Source organism: Paenibacillus sp. sgz302115 (assembly GCF_056120445.1).
The window spans coordinates 1,033,638-1,056,406 of record NZ_JBVYOK010000001.1 but is presented as its reverse complement, the minus strand read 5'-3'; the positions used below and the strand labels follow the sequence as shown (position 1 = coordinate 1,056,406).

General features: G+C 50.3%; 20 protein-coding genes. 19 read left to right on the top strand and 1 reads right to left on the bottom strand.

Annotation, left to right across the window (positions count from 1 at the left end; translation table 11 throughout):
- Positions 1 to 2 precede the first annotated feature (2 nt).
- The 12 genes from AC0LWN_RS04760 (at position 3) to dut (ending at position 13,774) form a co-directional block, all read left to right on the top strand.
- A complete protein-coding gene (locus AC0LWN_RS04760) occupies positions 3 to 980 on the top strand; it encodes a DHH family phosphoesterase (protein WP_474663431.1) in 978 nt (325 codons plus the stop codon).
- A complete protein-coding gene (truB, locus tag AC0LWN_RS04755; protein ID WP_474663430.1) occupies positions 977 to 1,891 on the top strand; it encodes a tRNA pseudouridine(55) synthase TruB in 915 nt (304 codons plus the stop codon). Before AC0LWN_RS04760 ends, truB begins: the two co-directional genes overlap by 4 nt.
- A 38-nt stretch (positions 1,892 to 1,929) precedes the next feature.
- Positions 1,930 to 2,877: a bifunctional riboflavin kinase/FAD synthetase gene (locus AC0LWN_RS04750; RefSeq protein WP_474663429.1), complete on the top strand. Its 948-nt coding sequence runs from the start codon at positions 1,930 to 1,932 to the stop codon at positions 2,875 to 2,877.
- A gap of 151 nt (positions 2,878 to 3,028) precedes the next feature.
- Positions 3,029 to 3,298 (top strand): 30S ribosomal protein S15, encoded by a 270-nt coding sequence (rpsO, locus tag AC0LWN_RS04745; RefSeq protein WP_019910460.1) that lies wholly within the window; start codon positions 3,029 to 3,031, stop codon positions 3,296 to 3,298.
- A gap of 253 nt (positions 3,299 to 3,551) precedes the next feature.
- A complete protein-coding gene (pnp, locus tag AC0LWN_RS04740) occupies positions 3,552 to 5,654 on the top strand; it encodes a polyribonucleotide nucleotidyltransferase (protein ID WP_474663428.1) in 2,103 nt (700 codons plus the stop codon).
- 214 nt (positions 5,655 to 5,868) lie between these two features.
- A complete protein-coding gene (locus tag AC0LWN_RS04735) occupies positions 5,869 to 6,516 on the top strand; it encodes a TetR/AcrR family transcriptional regulator (RefSeq protein ID WP_474663427.1) in 648 nt (215 codons plus the stop codon).
- The gene (locus AC0LWN_RS04730; protein ID WP_474663426.1) at positions 6,509 to 7,801 is read left to right on the top strand and encodes an MFS transporter; all 1,293 of its coding nucleotides are present in this window, start codon (positions 6,509 to 6,511) and stop codon (positions 7,799 to 7,801) included. Before AC0LWN_RS04735 ends, AC0LWN_RS04730 begins: the two co-directional genes overlap by 8 nt.
- A complete protein-coding gene (locus AC0LWN_RS04725; RefSeq protein ID WP_474663425.1) occupies positions 7,791 to 10,109 on the top strand; it encodes an ABC transporter permease in 2,319 nt (772 codons plus the stop codon). The genes AC0LWN_RS04730 and AC0LWN_RS04725 overlap by 11 nt, the downstream gene beginning before the upstream one ends.
- A 3-nt stretch (positions 10,110 to 10,112) precedes the next feature.
- Positions 10,113 to 10,871, top strand: a complete 759-nt coding sequence (locus tag AC0LWN_RS04720; protein ID WP_474663424.1) for an ABC transporter ATP-binding protein — start codon at positions 10,113 to 10,115, stop codon at positions 10,869 to 10,871.
- 148 nt (positions 10,872 to 11,019) lie between these two features.
- Positions 11,020 to 12,006, top strand: a complete 987-nt coding sequence (locus AC0LWN_RS04715; RefSeq protein ID WP_474663423.1) for a polysaccharide deacetylase family protein — start codon at positions 11,020 to 11,022, stop codon at positions 12,004 to 12,006.
- A gap of 78 nt (positions 12,007 to 12,084) precedes the next feature.
- A complete protein-coding gene (locus AC0LWN_RS04710) occupies positions 12,085 to 13,350 on the top strand; it encodes a M16 family metallopeptidase (protein ID WP_474663422.1) in 1,266 nt (421 codons plus the stop codon).
- A complete protein-coding gene (dut, locus tag AC0LWN_RS04705; RefSeq protein ID WP_458962595.1) occupies positions 13,328 to 13,774 on the top strand; it encodes a dUTP diphosphatase in 447 nt (148 codons plus the stop codon). Before AC0LWN_RS04710 ends, dut begins: the two co-directional genes overlap by 23 nt.
- A 71-nt stretch (positions 13,775 to 13,845) precedes the next feature.
- On the opposite strand, the gene AC0LWN_RS04700 is transcribed toward dut, so the two are convergent.
- Positions 13,846 to 15,297, bottom strand: coding sequence for a S41 family peptidase (locus tag AC0LWN_RS04700; RefSeq protein WP_474663590.1), 1,452 nt, complete (start codon positions 15,295 to 15,297; stop codon positions 13,846 to 13,848).
- 178 nt (positions 15,298 to 15,475) lie between these two features.
- Between AC0LWN_RS04700 and dpsA the strand changes: the two genes are divergently transcribed.
- From dpsA to AC0LWN_RS04665, 7 genes are all read left to right on the top strand, one after another.
- The gene (gene dpsA / locus AC0LWN_RS04695; protein ID WP_474663421.1) at positions 15,476 to 16,372 is read left to right on the top strand and encodes a dipicolinate synthase subunit DpsA; all 897 of its coding nucleotides are present in this window, start codon (positions 15,476 to 15,478) and stop codon (positions 16,370 to 16,372) included.
- Positions 16,373 to 16,969, top strand: coding sequence for a dipicolinate synthase subunit B (locus AC0LWN_RS04690; RefSeq protein WP_458962593.1), 597 nt, complete (start codon positions 16,373 to 16,375; stop codon positions 16,967 to 16,969).
- Positions 16,970 to 17,146: 177 nt separating this feature from the next.
- On the top strand, positions 17,147 to 18,367 hold the full coding sequence (dapG, locus tag AC0LWN_RS04685; RefSeq protein WP_474663420.1) for an aspartate kinase: 1,221 nt from the start codon (positions 17,147 to 17,149) through the stop codon (positions 18,365 to 18,367).
- A gap of 16 nt (positions 18,368 to 18,383) precedes the next feature.
- The gene (gene dapA / locus AC0LWN_RS04680; RefSeq protein ID WP_474663419.1) at positions 18,384 to 19,259 is read left to right on the top strand and encodes a 4-hydroxy-tetrahydrodipicolinate synthase; all 876 of its coding nucleotides are present in this window, start codon (positions 18,384 to 18,386) and stop codon (positions 19,257 to 19,259) included.
- Positions 19,260 to 19,817: 558 nt separating this feature from the next.
- On the top strand, positions 19,818 to 21,497 hold the full coding sequence (locus AC0LWN_RS04675; protein ID WP_474663418.1) for a ribonuclease J: 1,680 nt from the start codon (positions 19,818 to 19,820) through the stop codon (positions 21,495 to 21,497).
- A 199-nt stretch (positions 21,498 to 21,696) separates the two neighbouring features.
- Positions 21,697 to 22,479 (top strand): ClpP family protease, encoded by a 783-nt coding sequence (locus AC0LWN_RS04670; RefSeq protein ID WP_474663417.1) that lies wholly within the window; start codon positions 21,697 to 21,699, stop codon positions 22,477 to 22,479.
- The gene (locus tag AC0LWN_RS04665; RefSeq protein ID WP_458962588.1) at positions 22,476 to 22,691 is read left to right on the top strand and encodes a YlzJ-like family protein; all 216 of its coding nucleotides are present in this window, start codon (positions 22,476 to 22,478) and stop codon (positions 22,689 to 22,691) included. The genes AC0LWN_RS04670 and AC0LWN_RS04665 overlap by 4 nt, the downstream gene beginning before the upstream one ends.
- Positions 22,692 to 22,769: the final 78 nt, after the last annotated feature.

Genomic DNA, 22,769 nt, shown 5'->3' with positions numbered 1-22,769 from the left:
GAATGCATAGCTATGAACAAAGTCTCCAGCAGACCCGTAAGTTTCTGCTGGAACACGACGATTATCTTGTAGTGTCGCATGTTCAGCCGGACGGAGATGCAGTCAGCTCCACCCTCGCGGTGGGCTGGCTTCTCTCATGTCTGGGCAAAAAATATACTATGCTGAACGAAGGACCGATCCCGCAGCGTATGAGGTATCTATGGCATGCCGATGAGATTGTTAATCTGGCTGAGGGTGATCTGCCCCGACAGTACCGTCATGTCATTTGCGTGGACTGTGCCGACTTTCAGCGTGTTGGACTGACCCAGCGCTTTTTTGCCAGCGATGCCCTCATTCTGAATATAGACCATCATCCCACTAACAACGGGTATGGCTATGCTACGCTGATCAAACCGGACGCTGCTGCGACTGCTGAAATATTGTTCGACCTGCTGAAGACGTTTGAGGTGGAATGGGATATTGATATTGCCACGGCAATCTATACGGGCCTCCTCACGGATACCGGCGGCTTCCGCTACACCAATACCTCGCCTAAAGTGATGGCAGCTGTATCGGAGTTGCTTGCACTCGGTGTTAATGGCCCTGAGCTGGCGGAAACGCTGCTTGAGGAGCTGACACTGGGGCAAGTCAAGGTGCTGAACCGTGCCCTAAGCACACTGCAGCTATCCCCGGAAGGTGATGTTGCCTGGGTGAGTGTGACGCCGCAGGATATGCTGGACTGTGATGCTGCGAATGAAGACCTCGAAGGAATTGTTAATTATCCGCGCAACATCCGCGGTGTAGAGGTTGGCATGCTGTTCAAGGTCATTAATGAGCGTGCGGTGAAGGTCAGCTTGCGTTCTGCAGGCAGAGTGGATGTTGCAGCGCTGGCGCAAGTTTTTGGCGGGGGCGGTCATACCCGGGCTGCTGGTGCGCGTATTGATGCAACACTTGAAGAAGCGATTCCGCTGGTGCTTCAGGAGGTCAGACGCCATCTATGAGTGAGCTTACAGGTGTTCTGGCTGTCTATAAGCCTGCAGGCTTCACTTCCCATGATGTTGTAGCTAAGGCCCGGCGCATACTTGGCATGAAGCGGATCGGCCACACTGGAACGCTTGATCCTCAAGTAACGGGTGTATTGCCGCTTTGTCTCGGACGAGCCACACGGGTCGTGGAGTATATTCAGGAGCTGCCCAAAGAATATGTCGCCACCTTAAGACTTGGATTATCCAGTGATACGGAGGACTTAACCGGAACGATTACGGAATCTGTAGATGAGGTGCGCGTTTCGGAAGCCGAGGTACTCGCTGTGCTTCATTCTTTTAAAGGCGTGATTTCTCAGGTTCCTCCTATGTATTCGGCGGTGAAGGTAGACGGTAAGCGTCTCTATGAACTCGCCAGAGAAGGAAAGACCGTAGAGCGCAAAAGCCGCGAGGTCGAGATTTATGAGATTGAAATGACAGACATGGTCTGGAGCGGCAATTATCCCGATATTACATTTCGTGTGCTGTGCTCCAAAGGAACCTATATCCGCACCCTATGTGTCGATATTGCCAAGGCGCTTGGACTTCCGGGTGTGATGGTGAAGCTCGAGCGGACAATGTCCGCCGGAATAACCGCCAGCCACTGCCTGACCCTGGAGCAAATTGCTGCTCATAAGGAAGCTGGAACGCTTGAAGAGCATTTGATTGCTGCCGATGAAGCTATTTCCCATCTGCCCAGATACACGGTGATGGAGGAGAAGAAGAAGGCTGCTCTGCAGGGGCAGCGACTTTCTGTCCGCCATGTTGCGCCGGAAGTGAAGCAGGCCGGACATTTCCGCCTCTATGATCTTCTTGGCGAGTTCCTGGGGATCTATGAATTGGATGAGATGGGTGCGATTGCACCTGTTAAAGTATTTGCACAAGCGTAATTCTTAATTTCATTTGTGAATTGTAGGTGAGAATCAGCGTGAGAACCGTAACCTTAAGCTATCCCATGCCGCCGGAGACGGCAGCACAGTGGGCTCAGCCGCAAGTGGTCGCTCTGGGGCAGTTTGACGGACTGCACCTCGGGCATGCCAGCGTCATTGCTTCTGCTGTAGCTCTGGCCCGCCAAGAGGGTGTACCGGCAGCAGTTTTGACCTTTCATCCGCATCCAAAGGATGTAATGGGCAAAGGCGATTATGATGGATACTTAACCCCGCCGAAGGACAAGCAAGAGATTCTTGCCGGCATGGGTGTCGATATTTTGTATATCATGGAATTTAATGAGCAGCTTTCCCGGGTAAGTCCTGAGGATTTTGTCTCCGTTATGCTGCTTCCGCTGCATATTGTTACGGCTGTAGTAGGCTTCGACTTCCGTTTCGGGTACAAAGGTGAAGGCGATGCTGACCGGCTTCGTGAGCTGGGCCAGGGTGTGATGACTGTGGAGACTACAGCTCCTTTCCTGATTGAGGGTCAAAAGGTAAGCAGCTCCGGCATACGGAAAAGCCTCCAGACCGGGGAGCTTGCCCTCGCGAATGCATGGTTTGGACGCTGTTATCATCTGCGGGGCACAGTAGTGCATGGAGAGAAGCGCGGACGCACCATAGGGTTCCCTACTGCGAATATTCAACTTGAAGACCGCTATGTTATTCCGGCAAAGGGCGTGTATGCGGTCAGAGTTTATCATAAAGCTGAAGTGCTCTACGGTGTAATGAACGTCGGGGTGAAGCCAACCTTCCATGAGGGAGTTGTTGCTCCAAGCTTTGAGGTTCATCTTTTTGATTTTGCAGGGGATCTTTATGAGCAGGAGCTTAAGGTGGAATTAGTCTCATTCATCCGTCCTGAGCGCAAGTTTGACTCGATTGGCGCCTTGATTGCGCAAATCGGCGACGATGCGGAGACAGCAAAACGCTTGCTGAATTATCAATCCTAATCTATGCCCGGACATGCCGTTTACATTTGCGTTCGAAGATGCTATACTGATTAACGTTGCTGGAATGACAGCACCATAACCTTAGCTTGGTTGCATGTTCTCACCGACGGTGACGAGGCTACTGGCGATTATATTGAAGGAGGTGAACAGGATGGCATTGACTCAAGAGCGTAAACACCAATTGATCGACGAGCACAAAACTCATGAATCCGATACTGGATCCCCTGAGGTGCAAGTTGCTATCCTTACGGAGAATATCGTTAATTTGACTGACCACTTGCGTACGCACAAGAAGGATCACCATTCCCGCCGCGGACTGCTGAAGATGGTTGGACAACGTCGTAAACTGCTGGCGTATTTGAAGAACAAAGACATCAGACGTTACAGCGCCCTGATCGAAAAACTGGGATTGCGTCGCTAATTTTCCATAAGCTTGACCCTAAAGCAGCCTGGTTGTATACCGTATGTCCTTCTTACGAGCGACAGCGGGACAGCCGGGTTGCTTTTTGAAAATTTAGGGAAAACTATGGCAGACGGCAAGTAGATATTATTTGTAAAAACGGCTATTTAACCTCACAGAGGACAAGCCGTTTTTGCTTGTAAACCATACAGAACCGGTCATTTTCCTTTGGGAATATGGATTCCGTTTCATTTTAGATTCAAGGAGGGATTTTATGGAAAAACGTGTAGAAATGCAGCTTGGCGGAAGACGCCTCGTGCTGGAAACAGGACGTCTCGCTAAGCAGGCCAACGCCGCTGTTATGGTCCGTTACGGAGATACTGCAGTATTGTGTACGGTTACGGCCTCCAGTGAGCCTAAAGATCTGGATTTTTTCCCGCTTACGGTGAACTATGAGGAAAGATTATACGCAGTAGGTAAAATTCCTGGCGGATTTATCAAACGGGAAGGCAGACCGAGCGAGAAAGCCATTCTGTCCAGCCGGCTGACGGACCGTCCGATTCGCCCGCTGTTTCCGGAAGGCTTCCGCAACGATGTGCAAGTGCTTAATCTGGTAATGAGCGTCGATCAGGATTGCGCTCCTGACATTGCTTCCATGATCGGTACCTCCGCAGCGCTCAGCATTTCCGATGTGCCGTTTGACGGTCCGATCGGTGGAGTCTCCGTAGGCCGTGTGAACGGGCAATTCGTAATTAACCCGGATGTTGCCCAGCAGGAAGCCAGCGACTTGTATCTGGTGGTTGCCGGAACGAAAGACGCCATTATGATGGTTGAAGCGGAAGCGAATGAAGTACCGGAAGAAGACATGCTCGAAGCGATTATGTTCGGACATGCGGAAATCCAGAACATCGTTGCCACCATCGAGGAACTTGTCAAGATCGCCGGCAAAGAAAAGATGGCTGTGCAGCTGCATGCCGTAAATGCGGAAGTTAACGCCGAAGTCCGCGCTTATTCCGAGGCCCGGCTGGTAGAAGCGGTTAAGATTGCTGAGAAGCATGCCCGCCAGGAAGCCATTGACGTAGTAAATAATGAGACTGTTGCGTATTTTGCAGAGAAATACATAGAAGCTCCTGAGCTTCTTAAGGATGTCAAGGAAGTGCTGCATGATATCGTGAAGGAAGAAGTCAGACGGCTGATCACGCATGACAAGGTTCGTCCCGATGGACGCAAGCTGAATGAGATCCGTCCGATTGACTGCGACACCAACCTTCTGCCGCGTACGCATGGCTCCGGCCTGTTCACCCGCGGTCAGACGCAGGCACTTAGTGTATGTACACTTGGCGCCCTGGGCGATGTGCAGATTCTCGACGGCATTGATCCGGCTGAGACGAAACGCTTCATGCACCATTACAATTTCCCGCCTTTCAGCGTTGGGGAAGCCCGGCCGCTTAGAGCGCCAGGACGCCGCGAAATTGGCCACGGAGCACTCGGTGAGCGCGCATTGTCCAAAGTTATCCCAAGTGAAACGGAATTCCCGTACACCATTCGTCTTGTATCCGAGGTTATTGAGTCCAACGGATCGACTTCCCAGGCAAGCATCTGTGCCAGCTCTCTGGCTATGATGGATGCAGGTGTGCCTATTAAAGCGCCTGTAGCCGGTGTAGCGATGGGTCTGATCAAGGACGGCGAGCATGTGTCGATTCTGACAGACATCCAAGGTATGGAAGACCATCTTGGCGATATGGACTTTAAGGTAGCAGGTACGGCTGAAGGGGTTACCGCGATTCAGATGGATATCAAGATCGCCGGCATCGACCGCAAGATTCTTCAGGATGCCTTGCAGCAGGCCAAAGAAGGACGCATGCACATTTTGGGCAAAATGATGGAAACCATCTCCGAACCAAGAGCAAGCCTGTCCAAATACGCGCCTAAGATTATCATCATCAACATCAATCCGGACAAAATCCGTGATGTTATCGGTGCAGGCGGCAAGATCATCAACAAAATCATCGAAGAAACCGGCGTAAAGATCGACATCGAACAGGATGGACGCGTATTTATCGGCTCTTCCGACGAAGCGATGATTCAGAAGGCCCGCGGCATTATCGAAGGCATTGTGAAGGAAGTCCAGGTCGGTGAAATCTATGTGGGCACAGTCCGCCGTATCGAGAAGTTTGGCGCCTTTGTCGAACTGATTCCCGGCAAAGACGGATTGGTGCATATTTCTCAGCTTTCTACTGAGCGCGTAGCCAAAGTGGAAGACGTTGTAGCCATTGGCGACACGATTACTGTTAAGGTAACCGAAATCGACCAGCAGGGCCGCGTCAACCTGTCGCGTAAAGCTGTGCTGACCTCTGAAGGTGCAGCCAAAGCGTAACTTCGCTATAAGCATAGAATCGAAGTCAATTGAATGAATGAGAAGAGACAGAAGCAATTGCGTTCTGGCTCTTTTTTTACTTCACAGGGGGCCGTTGAACGGCTTCTTTTTTTATGGCTTAGTCCATTGAGCTTCCCCCCTTTGACAGCTAATAAGGAGTGTGCTAACATATTACCGACAGACAGTCGGTCTATAAATAGGAGACGTACGAAAAATGAGAACAGTAAAAGAAGCTGGAGAACGCAGAAATGAGATCCTCGACGCAGCGGATGAGCTATTTGGGCAGAAGGGCTTTGACGGCACAAGTACAAATGATCTTCTCGAAAAAGTAGGAATTGCGCGTGGTACGCTATATTATCACTTCAAGTCGAAGGAGGATATTATGGATGCGCTGATTGAACGATATAATACCCGTCTTATAGGTGGAGCGCAGGAAATTGCCTTAGACAAGAGCATCCCTGTATATGAGCGCATTATGCGCGTTGTAATGGCACTGAACATAAGCGGCAATAGCTCTCAGGAAATTATGGAGCATATTCACAAGCCGCAGAACGCGCTTATGCATCAGAAAATACAAAGGGTTATCATCAGCGTCGTTCCGCCGATTCTGGGGGGGATCATCCAGGAAGGGATTGAGCAGGGCCTCTTCAATACACCGTTTCCACATGAATGCATGGAGATGATTGTGATCTATTTAAATACCATTTTTGATAACGATATGGTGGAAATGACGGATGAGGGACACCTTTCACGAATGCAGGCGTTTGCATTCAACGCAGAAAGGCTGCTCGGTGCCGAAAACGGAAGTCTAATGCACGTAATGCAGATGTTTGGCGGAGAAAGTGGAGACAGCCATGAATAACTCCGGTAAATCGTTCGGGAAATTCCTTCTTCTGTGGTCGGGACAGTTTATTTCAGCAGTAGGCAGCGGGCTTACATCGTTTGGGCTTGGAGTTTATGTCTTTGAGCAGACGGGCAAGGCATCGGCAATGGCGCTTGTAACCTTGCTTGCGTTTATGCCATCACTTCTTTTAAGTGCTTTGGCGGGAGTGCTGGCGGACCGCTATGACCGCAGGCTTTTAATGATGCTGGGTGACAGTCTTTCCGGCCTGGGGCTTGTATTCATTCTGATGTGTATGTTCCGTGGAGAAGCTGAGCTATGGCAGATTTGTGTGGGAGTTACCATAAGCTCGGTGTTTTCATCGCTGCTTGATCCCGCATATAAAGCTACAGTTACGGATCTGCTTACGGAGGAGCAATATACCAAGGCAAGCGGTTTTGTTCAGGTGGCCGGATCGGCCAAATATCTGATTTCGCCAGTAATTGCGGGATTTCTGCTTACCGTTTCAAATATAAAGCTGCTGCTGGTTATCGACATCTGCACCTTTTTTGTAACGGTTACTTCAACGTTTGTTGTACGCAGTGGTCTTGTTTCAAAGAAATTTGAACAGGCAAAATCACTGACCCGTGAATTCAAAGAAGGCTGGAGCGCCGTTTCCGGGAACAGGGGAGTGCTTGTTCTTGTGATAATGACTTCGGTCTTGACCTTTTTCCTCGGCTTTATAGAGACACTTTCCACCCCCATGATCCTCGCTTTTTCAGACAGCTACGCATTAGGAACGGTTGAAACCATAATCGCCTTGGGAATGCTCTTGAGCAGCGTGTTGATAGGAATTTTTACGATAAAAAAAGGCTATGTGAAAATACTTTCGGTATCCATGTTTTTCACCGGGATATTTATGGCGATGTTCGGACTGCGTGAAAATATTGTGCTCATCTGTGTTTCCGGATTTTTGTTTTTCGCCATGCTCCCCATTATAAATACATGCCTGGATTTTCTGATTCGCACCAACATTGATAATTCAGTTCAGGGTAGAGCGTGGGGACTTATTGGTGTCATTTCTCAGCTTGGCTTTGTTGCCGCTTATGCGCTATCCGGTGTGCTTACCGATTATGTATTCACTCCTTTGCTGGTTGACGGCGGAAGGTTTGCTGACAGTGTGGGAAGGATCATCGGCACGGGCAGCGGCAGGGGCGCCGGATTACTTATTTTCATCGCCGGGGTACTGGCATGTGTGACTTCAGTAATTCTATATAACATAAAATCGGTTGCAAAGCTTGAACATGGAGGGAATTATGTATTGTAGAATCCTTCGTAATGATTTTTCAAAAAGCAAGTTGATAACGCTGATAACTATGGGATTTGTAGCAGCCGCTGCCATGCTTGTTTCTCTTGTGGCCATGCTTGTTGTAAATTTATCCGGTGCGATAGATTCATTGATGACTCAGGCGAAAACCCCGCATTTTATGCAGATGCATTCGGGTGTAATTGATACTGCGCGGCTTGCGGCTTTTGCAGAGCAGAATAGTAATGTCGCCGAATTTCAGGTGCTTGAATTTCTTAACGTTGACAGTGCGCGAATTGTGATTGGCGGAAGATCGCTTGCGGACAGCGTTCAGGACAACGGATTCAGCACGCAAAGCAAAAAATTCGATTATCTTCTTGACCTTAACGGAAAACCTATACAGGTATCCGATGGGGAGCTTTACGTCCCGATCAGCTACATGAAGAACGGCAGCGCACAGATTGGCGACAAGGCCGTTATATCCGGTAAGGAATTTACCGTTGCTGGAGTTCTACGCGATTCGCAGATGAATTCGTTGCTCGCCTCCTCAAAGCGGTTTCTTGTGAGCGAGAATGACTATGCTGAAATCAAGGATTTCGGAAATAAAGAATATTTGATTGAATTCAGATTAAAAGACTTGTCCCTGCTTGGCGCATTCCAGACCGCTTACACCTCTGCCGGACTTGAAGCGGGCGGGCCGACGATTACATATTCGCTCTTCAAAATGCTTAACGCAATTTCCGACGGACTAATGATCGCCGTAATCCTTCTTGTAAGCATGCTTGTCGTTGCAGTTGCCCTGATGTGCATACGCTTCACGTTACTAGCAAAAATCGAAGACGACTACCGCGAAATAGGTGTTATGAAGGCAATTGGGCTGCGTGTCTCCGACATAAAGAAAATATATCTTGCAAAATACGCTGCGCTTTCAGCTGCTGGCTGTTTTCTTGGATTTGCACTTTCGTTTGTGTTCAGAGGCAATCTTCAAGAAAATATAAGGCTTTATATGGGGGAAAGCAGAAATTCTTCCGTTGGCTTGTTTATCGGAATCATGGGTGTCCTGCTGGTTTTTTTTGCAATTATTGCCTATGTAAGCAGAGTGCTGAAGCGTTTTCAGAAAATATCCGCAGTGGAAGCTATACGCTTCGGTACTTCACAGGAGAAATCTGCGGGCGCGAAGCATTTTCGCTTGAGCAGAAACAGACTGGTTAACACGAATATTTTTCTCGGCATCAAAGATGTTCTTTCCAGGAAAAGACTTTACGCCACAATGCTTGCGGTGCTTGTGATCTCGGCTTTTATTATGCTTGTTCCACATAACCTGTATAACACGATTTCCTCAAAAGGCTTCATCACATATATGGGAATGGGAAAAAGCGATATGCGTTTTGACCTTCAGCAGACCGGTAATATTTCTGGAAAAGCAGCCGAAATTGCAAAGGCCTTGGAGAACGACAGGTCTATATCCAAATTTACCGTGCTTACGACTAAGACATTTACAGCCAAGACAGAGGAAGGCTCGGAGGAACGTATAAAAATTGAGCTAGGCGATCATTCGATCTTCCCCTTGCAATATTCCGCAGGCAGAGCGCCTGCCGCAGCTGATGAAATTGCCCTTTCAGCAATGAACGCCGATGAGCTTGGCAAAAAAGTCGGTGATGTCATGACACTGGTGGCCCAGGGGAAGGAGAAGAAGCTCACGGTAAGCGGAATTTATTCTGACATCACCAATGGCGGCAAAACTGCAAAAGCAATTTTCGCCGACAATTCGGCGGATACGATGTGGAGCGTGATTTGTGCGGAGCTTGCGGATAAATCTGTTGTTGCCAGCAAGGTTTCGGAATATGCGGAAAAATATGATTTTGCAAAGGTATCGGGCATTGATGAATATATTGCTCAGACCTTCGGTTCAACCATAGACTCCGTCGGGAAAGCCGCCCGTGTCGCAATTGCCGTCGCGCTAATAATAACGGTACTGGTTACGCTGCTGTTTATGAAGCTGCTTGTCGTAAAGAACAGACATTCCATTGCCATAATGAAAGCATTAGGTTTTAGAAACTCGGATATAATGGCGCAGTATGCTTCCCGTTCGGTATTCGTGCTGATTGCCGGAATTGTTACCGGTACGCTACTCGCAAATACTCTGGGAGAAATACTTGCAGGTGCGGTGATCTCCTCGTTTGGAGCTTCGTCGTTTAAATTTGTGGTCAATCCGCTTTCGGCGTATTTGCTGTATCCGCTGATGATGGTGTGTTCTGTACTTATCGCAACCATAATCGGCACATCGGGTGCGCAGCAAATTAGAATATCCGAAAATATAAAGGAGTAGCTTATGAAGAAGATTATCATCGGTGAAAATATAGTAAAATCTTTTGGCGAGGGCAAGGAAAAATACACTGCTCTGGATAGAGTATCTGCCCAAATTGACGAAGGCGAGTTCGTTGCGGTTATGGGGCCTTCAGGCTCAGGAAAATCGACGCTGATGTTTGCGCTGAGCGGAATGGATGGCATTGACGGCGGAAAGATTGCATTTGACGGCAGGGATTTATCTGCACTGAGTGAAAATGAGCTTTCAGATATACGGAGAACAAAAATGGGATTTGTATTTCAGCAGCCGACTTTACTGAAAAATCTGAATATCCTCGACAACATCATACTTCCTTCAATGCGGGACAACAGAAGAAGCGCCCTGAAGATTACCGGGAAAGCAAAAGCACTTATGAAAAAGACAGGTATTGCGGAACTGGAAAAACGTGATATTACACAAGTTTCGGGAGGGCAGCTTCAGCGTGTGGGCATTTGCCGTGCGCTTATGAACAATCCAAAAATTATTTTCGGTGATGAGCCGACTGGCGCGCTTAATTCAAAATCCGCACAGGAGATTATGGACATTTTCTCCGAAATCAACGCGGAAGGCACTACGGTTATGCTTGTAACTCACGATGCAAAGGTGGCGGCTCGGGCGGATCGAATTATGTTTATGCGTGACGGAAATATTGTGAGCGAGATACGGATTCCGAAATTGAGCGGCACAAGTATTGACGACAGGATCAAAAAAGTCACTGAGAAAATGCGGGAAATAGGAATTTGAAAATGCAATGATCCACGCAGAGTGCTGCTGCTGGGCGTTAATATGCATATTTTCTTCCGGGGATACATAGGCTGGGACAAAGCGTCCTGTGCACTCAACCTGTGCGGGACGGACCAACGAACCGTTTCTGCCAGGGAGGAAGAACGTCATGAAGACGGATAAAGCGGCGATTATACTGGCCTGCATTACTGTAGTTATCGGCATCGGCAGCACTTACGGACCGGTGAAGGATATGCTGGCCCAGCTTAAACCGCAGACTGGACTGGCTGTATGGAGCAATGCTGCCACAGAGCCGAGGGATGCTTTGCGCACACTGATTGAGAACAAGGCAGCCAAGCTGAACAGTCCTGCGGTGGATGCCACGGTTGACCGGGTATGGAAAGCCATTCCGGGCTATAACGGGCTTGAGGTGGATATTGAGGCTACGTACCAGACGGCACTGCTTCGGGGGGCAAAAGATCCTGTGAAGCTCCTGTACCGGCAAATACCGCCTAAGGTTTCGCTGAACGACCTGGGAGCGCAGCCGATTTACCGGGGCAACCCGGCCAAGCCGATGGTTTCACTGATGATTAATGTGGCATGGGGCAATCAATATATTATGCCGATGCTCGATATTCTTGATCAGGAGAAGGTGAAGGTTACTTTTTTTCTGGACGGAAGCTGGCTGAGCCATAATAAAGAGCTTGCCGCTGAAATGCTGAAGCGCGGGCATGAAATGGAGAATCACGCTTACACCCATCCCAATATGAGCACCTTAAGCCGGGAACGCGCCACCGCCGAGATTGAGAAGACACAGAAGCTCTTGAAGGAGAGCCTTGGGGTCACCAATACCTGGTTTGCCCCGCCATCGGGCGATTTTGATCAGGAGACGGTGGACATTGCCGCTTCCTTGGGGCTGAAAACAGTGCTGTGGACGCTCGATACGGTCGATTGGCGCAATCCTTCACCGGAATCGGTTATAGCCAAAATCAGCAGCAAGGTGGAGCCGGGAACTCTGATCCTGATGCATCCGACAGACTCTTCCTCTAAGGCGCTCCGGGGCATGATACGGGGGATTAGAGCCAAAGGCCTGCAGCTTGGGACAGTCAGTCAAACGCTCTCAGCGGAGCGCCTGATCCCCGCAGATGTTGAGTGAGCCGCTTATTTCTGGTAGGATAAGAGGCGCGAATACCAAATACAGATAGAAACAGGTCTATGCCAGGAGGACTTAGAAGTGGAAAAAATAGTATTATCAAACGGTCTGCGGGTGGTTACCGAAACCATTCCTACCGGCCGGTCCGTTTCCTTCGGAATCTGGGTCAAAACAGGCTCCCGGAACGAGAACCCGCTTAATAACGGGATTTCACATTTTATCGAACATATGCTTTTTAAAGGAACCGACCGCTATAGCGCCAAGGATATTGCTGAACAGTTCGATGCCATTGGCGGCAACGTCAATGCATTTACCTCCAAGGAATATACATGCTATTATGCAAAAGTGCTCGATGAGCATCTGCCGATTGCCGTGGACGTGCTGGCGGACATGTTTTTCCGTTCACGGATGGATGCAGAAGAGCTGGCGAAGGAGAAAAACGTCATCCTTGAGGAAATTGCCATGTGCGAGGACACGCCGGATGATCTGGTGCATGATCTGATGTGTGCCGCCGCCTACGGCGAACACCCGCTTGCTTATACTATCCTGGGCTTGAAGGAACGGCTGCTGGAGATGACACCCGACGATCTGCGCGCTTATATGAAGCAGCAGTATACGATAGAGAATACGGTCATCAGCGTAGCCGGCAATATCAATGACGGATTAATCGAGCTGCTGGAGCAGCATTTCGGATCTTTCGACAATCACGGAGAAGCCTCCACGCTGACAGCACCTGATTTTCATGGTGGGCTGCTCTTTCACCGCAAGAAAACCGAGCAAAACCACATTTGCCTTTCCTTGCCGGGCGTCCAAAGCGGTGGTCCGCTGCAATATCCAATGGTGCTGCTGAACAATGCCATCGGCGGCGGGATGAGCTCACGGATGTTCCAGGAGATCCGCGAGAAACGCGGGTTGGCCTATTCGGTATACTCCTACCACAGCTCACAGGCAGACAGCGGGATGTTCACTGTATATGCCGGGACTGCGCCGAAACAGACCAAAGCGGTGACCGTGCTGATCAAAGAGATGATGTATGAGCTTGCGGTCAAGGGACTGAGCGAGGACGAGCTGAGAAAGGGTAAGGAGCAGCTCAAAGGAAGTCTGATCCTCAGCCTGGAGAGCACCAGCAGCCGGATGAACCGCCTCGGCAAAAATGAGCTGATGCTTGGAAGACATGATACACTGGATGAGATGATCGCCAAAATCCAGCAGGTGACAATGGATGACGTCAATCAATTGCTGGACCATATGTTTGCCGAGCCGCTCGCGCTGGCGATGGTAGGTTCTACAGACAAAGCTATAGCCAATGTTAGGAGAGATGATCTTGTCTTATTACGTTCAAATTAACAAGCTACCGGGAAATGAGGATGTGCTGCTGCCCCGCAAAATGTCGGAGCAAGCCTCAGGCTATGACCTGTACGCTGCTGTGGGCGAGCCTGTCGTGCTTGCTCCGGGAGAGCGCACACTTATCCCTACCGGTATATCGCTGGCCATGCCGGACGGCCTGGAGGCGCAGATCCGTCCGCGCAGCGGCCTGGCGCTGAAGCATGGCATCACCTGCCTGAACACACCGGGTACCATCGACGCCGATTACCGGGGCGAAATCAAGGTGCTGCTGATCAACCTGGGGCAGGAGCCATTTGCCATTGCCCGTAATGAGCGGATTGCCCAAATGGTTTTCCAGGCCGTACCGTCCGTAACGATGGTTGAAGTGGAGGAACTGTCCGCAACAGAGCGTGGAGCAGGCGGCTTCGGGCATACGGGCAAATAAGAAGCTGCATTACACTACACAAAAAGCTTGTGGAAGAACGCCGGTAACGGCGTTGTCCGCAAGCTTTTTTTCTATTTTGACACTTTCGCCTGTAGATTCTCTTCAACTACCTCGCGCAACTTCTCCATCTGGGCATCACGCCGCTTGATGATATCTTTGACCGTGGTATAAGCCTCAATATCCGGAAAGACCGCATCCGCAGGGTCGAGCTTCGGATTGGAACGGGTGAAGTTTTTAAAGGAAACCTGAAATTCAAGGCCTGATGATGGCAGCTTGAAAGGAAGGACGTCGCCATAGGAGGAAGGCTTATTTCCGGTGGCTTCGCCGAGAATCAGGCCCAATTGATTATCTTGAACCGTCACAGCAAACATATTGGCGGAGCTGAAGCTTCGCGGTGAGGTTAGAATGTACAGCTTTCCTTTGAAGGGCAACGCCGTTTTCAGCGGGTTATCAGTCACACTGGGAGCATATTTTGCAGTACCGCTATCCTGCCCGCCGTATGCCGCATGAACCTGTGGTGAAAAGCGCATAATCGACCCGTAAGTACGGTATGACTTCACCTTCAGATAGGACATGAACTCATCCACTACCCTGGAGTCGCCGCCCCCGTTGTTTCGCAAATCGACCGCTATGTATCGTATTCCCCGTTTGTTAACCTCAGCGAAAAAATCCTTAACCATCTGAACATAGTGATCATCGTAATTGCACGTCCTTAATTCAAAAACACCCAAAGGCAGCTTTTTATCAAAATAATAATTCACATCAGCCTCGGTGCCCGGATATGGATTATAGAACTTCTCAGAGTTGTCGCTTGTAAATGTAAAGGTGTCTTCTACGTTTTGAACTCCCCGTTTTACTTGAACTGTGGCCTGATTGTCACAGGTAAGCCCTAAATGATTCAGAAAAATATCGGATATTACAAAGGTAGTGCCTTGCTCCCGCACCCATTGTTTATTTTCCGCCGGTATGGCTTTGTCCAGTTCCTGCTCCAGCTCATTAATACTGCGGTTTCCTATGGCTGTCACAATATCGCCGGTTTTGAGGTCGCCTCTATCCTCAGTTACCACCAGTCCCTCCCGGCTCCAGTACAAGGGCAAATCCAGCAGGCGCCGTGCTGAGAAGCTGTAAATGTAAGTATGTCCGTCGTGCAGCAGAGACACAATCTCATCGGCAATGAAATAGAACTCCCCCGTTGTCTGTGGCTGCCGGATTTTGGAGTAGGCTTCCGCGATCACTTTTTTCTCTCCGGCACTCCAGCCGTTAATCAGCCGCGGATGCATTTCCGCCAGCGTCTTCACCAGAAAGTTCAGATCTGCTTTCATTTGGTCAGGGGTCAGCTTCTTTTCGTCAGGTACGGGAGTAGATACAGCGCTTGACTGAGGACTGGATACGGCTTGGGCAGTTGGAGCTGAAGAGGGCAAAGGGGGAAGGGCTTGTTCTTTTTTGGTGATGAAAAGCACAGCGGCTGCAATCATGATCACCGCCAGCAGCGGAAGAGCATAGGTTGTCCATTTGTTTTTCATGTTGTGCACCGGAATCCTTCCTTTTACATTTTTAGTTAACTATAGAGTGATTTCTGTAAGTTTTCTATGATCTATGTGGAGCGCCCAGTATTTCTTCTCCGCTCATCACCCATCCGCCGCCTGCGGCATAAGATGCTCTATAGTCAATAGTGTGTATGTTGAAAGGAGCGTCATCCCTATGCTTACTGGCATCAGGATCGTGTTCCTGGGCGGGGACGCGAGACAGATTGAAGTGATTCGGAAATGTGTGGAAATGGATGCGACGGTAAGCGCTGCCGGGTTCGAAAAGTGGGATGCCCCAAGCCCAGGGGTAAGCCTGGAACAGATGTCGGCAGAGCTGCTAAGCAGTGCGGATGTGCTGGTGCTGCCTACGGTAGGCTGTGATGACGAAGGAAATATCAATGCGCTGTTCTCCAATCACCGTTTACAGCTGCGGGAGGAGCATATCGCGGCGCTGCCGGCGCACTGTACGGTTTATACCGGCATGGCCAAAGGTTATTTGCGCAGTTTGTGCGTTAAGAATTCAATTAAGCTGGTGGAGCTGCTGAACCGGGACGATGTGGCTATATACAACTCCATCCCTACAGCGGAAGGTGCGCTGGTCATGGCCATTCAGAATACGGATTTTACTATTCACGGCTCTACCTCTATGGTGCTGGGTATGGGCAGAACCGGATTTACAATGGCAAGGGCACTGCAGGGCTTGGGTTCAAGCGTGAAGGTAGGGGTAAGAAAACAGGAGCATTACGCACGCGCCGAAGAGATGGGCTGGAAGCCATTTATGACCGGAGAGCTGCTGGCTCATGTGGCGGAGGTCGACCTCATTTTCAACACGATTCCAAGCCTGATCATCACCGCGCAGGTGCTTTCGCGTCTTCCCAAGCACTGTGTAATTATTGATCTGGCTTCCGCTCCGGGCGGGTGCGATTTCCGCTATGCGGAAAAACGCGGAATCAAAGCTATGCTGGCACCGGGCTTGCCCGGGATCGTTGCTCCCAAAAGCGCAGGCATCATTATGGCAGGTGCACTGGTACAGTCGATATCGGACGAGAGTTTGAACAGGGGGGACGAATAAATGGATTGGCATGGAAAAACAGTAGGTTACGCGATTACCGGCTCGCACTGCACGTTTGCGGAGGTCATGCCGCAGATTCAGCGTTTTATGGATGGCGGAGCCAAAGTGGTCCCGATTGTGTCCGCATCCGTGCTAAATACGGATACCCGCTTCGGCACATCGGAAAATTGGCTAAAACAGTTGAAAGAAATAACAGGGAATGATATCATTTCTACAATTGTTGAAGCGGAACCGCTGGGTCCTTCCAAGCTGCTGGATGTCTTGACCATCGCTCCCTGCACAGGGAATACGACGAGCAAGCTGGCTAACGCCATGACAGACAGCCCTGTGCTTATGGCTGCCAAGTCACAAATGCGCAATGGGCGTCCGCTGGTGCTGGCGATCTCGACCAACGACGGGCTGGGTTTGAATGCGGCGAACATTGCGAAGCTGCTGGTAACCAAGAATATTTATTTTGTGCCGTTCGGCCAGGATAACCCGCAGGGCAAGCCTAATTCGCTTGTGGCGCAGATGGATCTCATTCCCGAGGCCTGTTATGCGGCGCTGCAGGGCAATCAGCTGCAGCCCATGATCATCGAACGGTTTCATTCAGCATAGACAACAGATTCGTTTCATGCAGGCACTCCGATTATAAGGCTCATATAAGCCGTCCTCAACCTGAGGGCGGTTCAACACTTTAAAAGACCAGGCGCAAGCTGATTTATTCCATTCATGGAATAATGGGTTGCGTACATATTAGTGTGCTTGCTTAGAGAAGTAATGGAGGAATTATTCATGGGTATTTTGGTGCAAAAATTCGGCGGAACCTCACTCTCCACACCTGCGGCCAGAGAACACGTTATCCGTCATGTCAAACGGGAGCTGGCCAGCGGCTTCAGCCTGGTTGTTGTAGTGTCAGCCATGGGCCGCAAAGGTGAGCCTTATGCGACCGATACACTGCTGGACTTGGCGGTGCAGAACGGAAATTCGCTGCCGGACCGGGAGAAGGACCTGCTGATGTGCTGCGGAGAGATCATCTCGGCAACAACCTTGTGCGGGCTGCTGGAGCAGGAGGGCATCCGCTCGACAGTGCTGACAGGTGCGCAGGCGGGATTTCTCACGGATAACAGCTTCGGCAATGCAAGAATTCTCGATGTGCGGACCGAGCGCATTCTGCGTGAATTGCGCGAACAAAAGGTAGTTATTGTAACCGGGTTCCAGGGTCAGACCGAAGCCGGTGATTTCACGACCCTTGGACGCGGCGGAAGCGATACGTCAGCAACTGCGCTCGGCGCTGCACTGCGTGCGGACATGGTTGACATTTATACGGATGTCGATGGAATTCTTACCGCCGATCCGCGGATTGTCGAGGATGCCAAGCAACTGACCTATGTCAGCTACACGGAGATCTGCAACATGGCTTATCAAGGGGCCAAGGTGATTCACCCCCGCGCCGTTGAGATTGCGATGCAGGCTCAGATCCCGGTGCGTGTACGGTCTACATTTTCCGAAGCCGAAGGTACACTTGTAACCCATCCTGAAGGATTTAGCGATGTTTCGAATGGGGTTGTGGACCGCTATGTCACAGGAATCGCCTATGTCAGCAATGTTACCCAGATTTCGGTGGAGTGCCCGGAAGGCAACGGAACCGGCGTGCAGCTGCAAATTTTCAAAAGCATGGCCGACAACGGCATCAGCGTGGACTTCATCAATGTGACGCCAAGCGAGGCCCTATATACCGTAAATGACGACAAGTCGGAGCAAGCGATCGCCGCGTTGCAGGAGCTGGGACTGCGTCCTTCAAGCTTGTCCGGCTGCGCTAAGGTCTCTGTCATCGGCGGCGGCATCAATGGCGTTCCCGGCATCATGGCCCGCATCGTTGAAGCGCTAAGCTCGCAGAATATTCAAATCCTGCAGTCAGCGGACTCCAATACAACCATTTGGGTTCTGGTCAAAAAGGAAGACATGGTGCAGTCGCTGCGCGCATTGCATGCCAAGTTTGAATTACACCGCTGACAAGGAGGAATTCAATGTGGACTTCGGAAGATTAATAACCGCCATGGTGACCCCCTTTGACGGGGCTGGAGAGATCAACTGGGAAGCCGCCTCACGGCTTGTCGATTACCTCATAGAGGAGCAGAAATCCGAAGCGCTCGTAGTTTGCGGAACGACCGGAGAATCCCCCACCTTAAGCGATGAAGAGAAGCTTGAGCTGTTTGCTTTTGTACTGGAGAAGGCTGCTGGACGCTGCAAAATCATTGCCGGAACCGGCAGCAACAATACCAGACATTCTATACATTTGACGAAGGAAGCGGAGAAAATCGGTGTGGACGGCGTGCTTCTAGTCGTTCCATATTACAACAAACCGAACCAGGAAGGACTATACCAGCATTTTGCAGCCATAGCCGGTGAGACTTCATTGCCGGTTATTTTGTACAATGTGCCCAGCCGTACCGGTGTAAGCATGAGTGCGAAGACCACTTTGCGGCTGGCTGAAATTCCGAACATTGTGGCTACCAAAGAATGTGCTTCCGTTGACCAGGTTACATTGATTGCTGCTGCTTGTCCGCCTGATTTCCGCGTCTATTCCGGGGATGATTCTGCAGGTCTTGCTGCGCTTGCTGTCGGAGGTTACGGAATCATCAGTGTAGCCAGCCACATAGTCGGGGCGGAGATGGCAGAGATGATTAACGCCTTTATCTCAGGAAATGTACAGCGGGCTGGTGAGCTTCACCGAAAGCTGTTTCCTGTGTTCAAGGGCTTATTTGAATGTCCGGAGCCGCTGCCGAATCCGTCGGCGGTCAAATATGCGCTGGGGCTGCGCGGGCAGAATGTCGGCTCTGTACGGCTTCCGCTCATTCCACCCACTGAAGAAGAGGCGGTATTTATCGCAGGGCTGCTGAAATAAGACGGGGTTTGAACTCAAAGGCTGGCATTCCTATTCTAGGAGCGCCGGCCTTTTTTATGTTTGTTCAATGTCAAAATCGTAAACGCTGTATTAACGCTGGCCCCCTGGTTTCTGTAGTTTTTTTCGCCTGGAAAGCCCTGAACGCAAGGAAAGAATAGGCATTCGTACGGATGACTTGTCTTTTGCCAAAAAAATCATGTATAATGTCCTTAAGTGACTGGGTGCGGTTAAAATTAAATATGCGGTAATCTTCCGTCAATGGATTTTACATTGTGAGACAGGATAGGTCCTTGATTAAGTCTGCGCTAATGATGCCAGATTTCCGCGCAAGGGGCGCGGACGGTGAATTTTGACGGCGTTTGTCCGCTTCATTCAATGTATTCACTGCCCGATTCGGGAGCTATTCGCAGTGCGGAATTGTATAGACTTATGGAATTTCTGTTTTTTATGGAAGTTATTAGCAATTTGAAAATGTGTTCAGCGCCGCTGAAATAATGAAGCTTATTGTTTTGCAAATAAAAAGTATGACGTCCAACATCATAGGAGGGTTAGATTCATTTGTCCAAAAAAAACAACAACGATAAATTGACGATTTTCGCTTTGGGCGGAGTCGGCGAGATCGGGAAAAACATGTATGTGGTTCAATACGGAAACGACATTGTAGTCGTGGATGCGGGGCTTAAGTTCCCGGAAGAGGATATGCTCGGTATTGATATTGTTATCCCTGACATCTCATATTTGACAGAGAACCGTGACAAGGTAAGAGGAATTGTGCTTACCCACGGCCATGAGGATCACATCGGCGGCTTGTCATATGTGCTCAAGAACCTGAATGTTCCGGTTTACGGCACAAGACTTACCCTGGGGCTTGTAGAGAATAAGCTCAAGGAAGCGAACCTGCTCGGGGAAACGAAACGTATTCTTATCAATGAAGATTCGGAAATTGAGCTGGGCACTTCGCTCAAAGTGACTTTCTTCAGAACAAATCACAGCATTCCTGACTCAGTCGGCATTTGCATCGATACACCGGAAGGCAGTGTCGTTCATACAGGCGACTTCAAATTTGACCACACTCCAGTCAACGGTCAATATGCCAACCTGCACCGGATGGCTGAAATCGGGCAGAAGGGCGTGCTTGCGCTCCTCTCGGACAGTACCAATGCTGAGAAGCCCGGATTCACTCCTTCGGAGAAGAATGTCGGCATCGTTCTGGAGGATATTTTCCGCAAGGCAGATCAGCGGGTGGTTGTGGCAACCTTCGCCTCCAACGTGCACCGTATCCAGCAGGTGGTTAATGCTGCGGAATCAACGGGACGCAAGATTACTGTAATCGGCCGCAGTATGGTTAACGTAGTATCCATCGCTTCCGAGCTGGGATACCTGAACGTGCCGGACGGCATGCTGATCGAACCTGAGGAAATGAACAGAATGGCCGCCAACCGTGTAGTAGTACTGTGCACAGGCAGCCAAGGAGAGCCGATGTCGGCGCTTACCCGTATGGCGCGCTCCAGCCACCGCAAGGTGGATATTCTGCCGGGCGATACGGTAATTATTGCCGCAACACCGGTACCGGGCAATGAGAAATATGTCGGCCGTACGATTGATGAGCTGTTCCGCCTTGGCGCCAACGTAATTTACAGCGGCTCCAATTCCGGCGTTCACGTCTCCGGCCACGGTAGCCAGGAAGAGCTGAAGCTGATGCTCAACCTGATGAAACCGAAGTATTTCATTCCTATTCACGGTGAATACCGGATGCAGCGCAAGCATGCACTGCTTGCAGAATCCGTTGGTGTAGATCCAAGCAATATTTTCATCACAGAACTGGGTGAAGTGATTGAGATTTCCGGCGGTGCGGCACGCAGAGCCGGTAAGGTGACTGCAGGCAACGTGCTGATTGACGGATTAGGTGTAGGCGATGTAGGCAACATTGTATTGCGTGACCGCAAGCTGCTGTCCCAGGACGGTATTCTGGTAGTGGTTGTTACGCTTAGCAAGCAGAATGGCGCTATCGTCTCCGGACCGGATATCATCTCCCGCGGGTTCGTCTATGTACGGGAATCCGAAGGACTCCTTGACGAAGCCAACCGTATCGTATCCGGCACGCTCCAGCGCCTGATGAGCGAGAAGGTTAATGAATGGGCATCGCTCAAGACAAGCGTCAAGGATTCGCTTGGACGTTTCCTCTATGAGCAGACCCGCCGCAGACCGATGATCCTTCCGATTATCATGGAAGTGTAATTTAAGAAGCTAACGATTAACAAATAAATAAGCAGGGCCAAGGCCCCTTCTCCCCGGAAATATTGGACGGTTTCCAGGGGAGAAGGGGTTTTTGTATGTTAAGGAGTGCATAACGGAGTCACTTGGAATGTCATACTAATGAAGATTAGCATGCCTCCAGCTAAAAAGTGCTGCAGGCGGAAAGGGAGTGCTGCGAACGATGGATGTAACAAAAGGAATTAATAACGACGCCATAAACGAGGAGACTCTTCCTGACGAAGGGAAACCGGGAAGCATTGAGCCTGTTCTCCCGGAAGCGGCGGGCACTGTGAAGGAGCTTGGCGTGGCGGCGGTTCCAGCCGGAGAACCGGATATCTTTTGCATGACAATTATCGGGCAGATTGAAGGGCATTTCGTCCTGCCTCCGCATAACAAAACGACCAAATACGAACACATTATTCCTCAGTTGGTGGCCGCTGAACAGAACAAAAATATTAAAGGCCTGCTGATTATCCTCAATACAGTTGGTGGTGATGTAGAAGCCGGGTTGGCAATTGCGGAGATGATCGCTTCTTTGTCGAAGCCGACAGTAACGGTAGTGATCGGCGGCGGCCACAGCATTGGCGTTCCGATTGCGGTATCCTCCAGCTACTCCATTATTGCCGAGAGCGCAACGATGACCATACATCCCATCCGAATGAACGGTCTCGTGATCGGAGTGCCGCAGACGTTCGAATATATGGAGCGGATGCAGGAGCGGATGGTGCGGTTTGTAACCTCACATTCACGGATTTCCGAGAAGCAGTTCAAGGATCTGATGTTCCAGACCGGCGAGCTGAACCGCGATATTGGTACGGCTGTGGGCGGAGCGGATGCTGTCAAATACGGCCTGATGGATGAGGTTGGCGGCATCGGCGCCGCGCTGAACCGGCTGAATGGTATGATCGCCGGAAATATTTCTTCGGCTTCGGAGCCTTTGATACAGGGAGGATTGACTCAATGACCTTGTATTCTGTGGTACCGGTGGAGCAGGTGTTTGAGGGTGCGATCAGCTTTGTCCAGCCGCTGCAGGAGGTGAGCATCCAGGGCATGCTGATGCAGGTGGAGCCGCTGGAACGGGGCCAGGCGCGGATCGTCAGACTGCTGGATTGCCCGCTGCAGAAATATCTCGACCCGGCGTTCTCCCCGGGAGCGATTATCAGCTACGATAAATAATTCAGTTCATCCCGGAGCCTATAAGAAAAGGCGAACAGAGTGCCAGGAAGATGCATTTTTTTACAAAAGAGAACATAG

What these genes read in the sequence shown, in the direction of transcription:
- AC0LWN_RS04760 (WP_474663431.1), top strand. Translation starts at nt 3, where the DNA reads ATGCATAGCTATGAACAAAGTCTCCAGCAGACCCGTAAGTTTCTGCTG.
- truB (WP_474663430.1), top strand. Translation starts at nt 977, where the DNA reads ATGAGTGAGCTTACAGGTGTTCTGGCTGTCTATAAGCCTGCAGGCTTC.
- rpsO (WP_019910460.1), top strand. Translation starts at nt 3,029, where the DNA reads ATGGCATTGACTCAAGAGCGTAAACACCAATTGATCGACGAGCACAAA.
- pnp (WP_474663428.1), top strand. Translation starts at nt 3,552, where the DNA reads ATGGAAAAACGTGTAGAAATGCAGCTTGGCGGAAGACGCCTCGTGCTG.
- AC0LWN_RS04735 (WP_474663427.1), top strand. Translation starts at nt 5,869, where the DNA reads ATGAGAACAGTAAAAGAAGCTGGAGAACGCAGAAATGAGATCCTCGAC.
- AC0LWN_RS04730 (WP_474663426.1), top strand. Translation starts at nt 6,509, where the DNA reads ATGAATAACTCCGGTAAATCGTTCGGGAAATTCCTTCTTCTGTGGTCG.
- AC0LWN_RS04725 (WP_474663425.1), top strand. Translation starts at nt 7,791, where the DNA reads ATGTATTGTAGAATCCTTCGTAATGATTTTTCAAAAAGCAAGTTGATA.
- AC0LWN_RS04720 (WP_474663424.1), top strand. Translation starts at nt 10,113, where the DNA reads ATGAAGAAGATTATCATCGGTGAAAATATAGTAAAATCTTTTGGCGAG.
- AC0LWN_RS04715 (WP_474663423.1), top strand. Translation starts at nt 11,020, where the DNA reads ATGAAGACGGATAAAGCGGCGATTATACTGGCCTGCATTACTGTAGTT.
- AC0LWN_RS04700 (WP_474663590.1), bottom strand. Translation starts at nt 15,297, where the DNA reads ATGAAAAACAAATGGACAACCTATGCTCTTCCGCTGCTGGCGGTGATC.
- dpsA (WP_474663421.1), top strand. Translation starts at nt 15,476, where the DNA reads ATGCTTACTGGCATCAGGATCGTGTTCCTGGGCGGGGACGCGAGACAG.
- AC0LWN_RS04690 (WP_458962593.1), top strand. Translation starts at nt 16,373, where the DNA reads ATGGATTGGCATGGAAAAACAGTAGGTTACGCGATTACCGGCTCGCAC.
- dapG (WP_474663420.1), top strand. Translation starts at nt 17,147, where the DNA reads ATGGGTATTTTGGTGCAAAAATTCGGCGGAACCTCACTCTCCACACCT.
- AC0LWN_RS04670 (WP_474663417.1), top strand. Translation starts at nt 21,697, where the DNA reads ATGGATGTAACAAAAGGAATTAATAACGACGCCATAAACGAGGAGACT.
- AC0LWN_RS04665 (WP_458962588.1), top strand. Translation starts at nt 22,476, where the DNA reads ATGACCTTGTATTCTGTGGTACCGGTGGAGCAGGTGTTTGAGGGTGCG.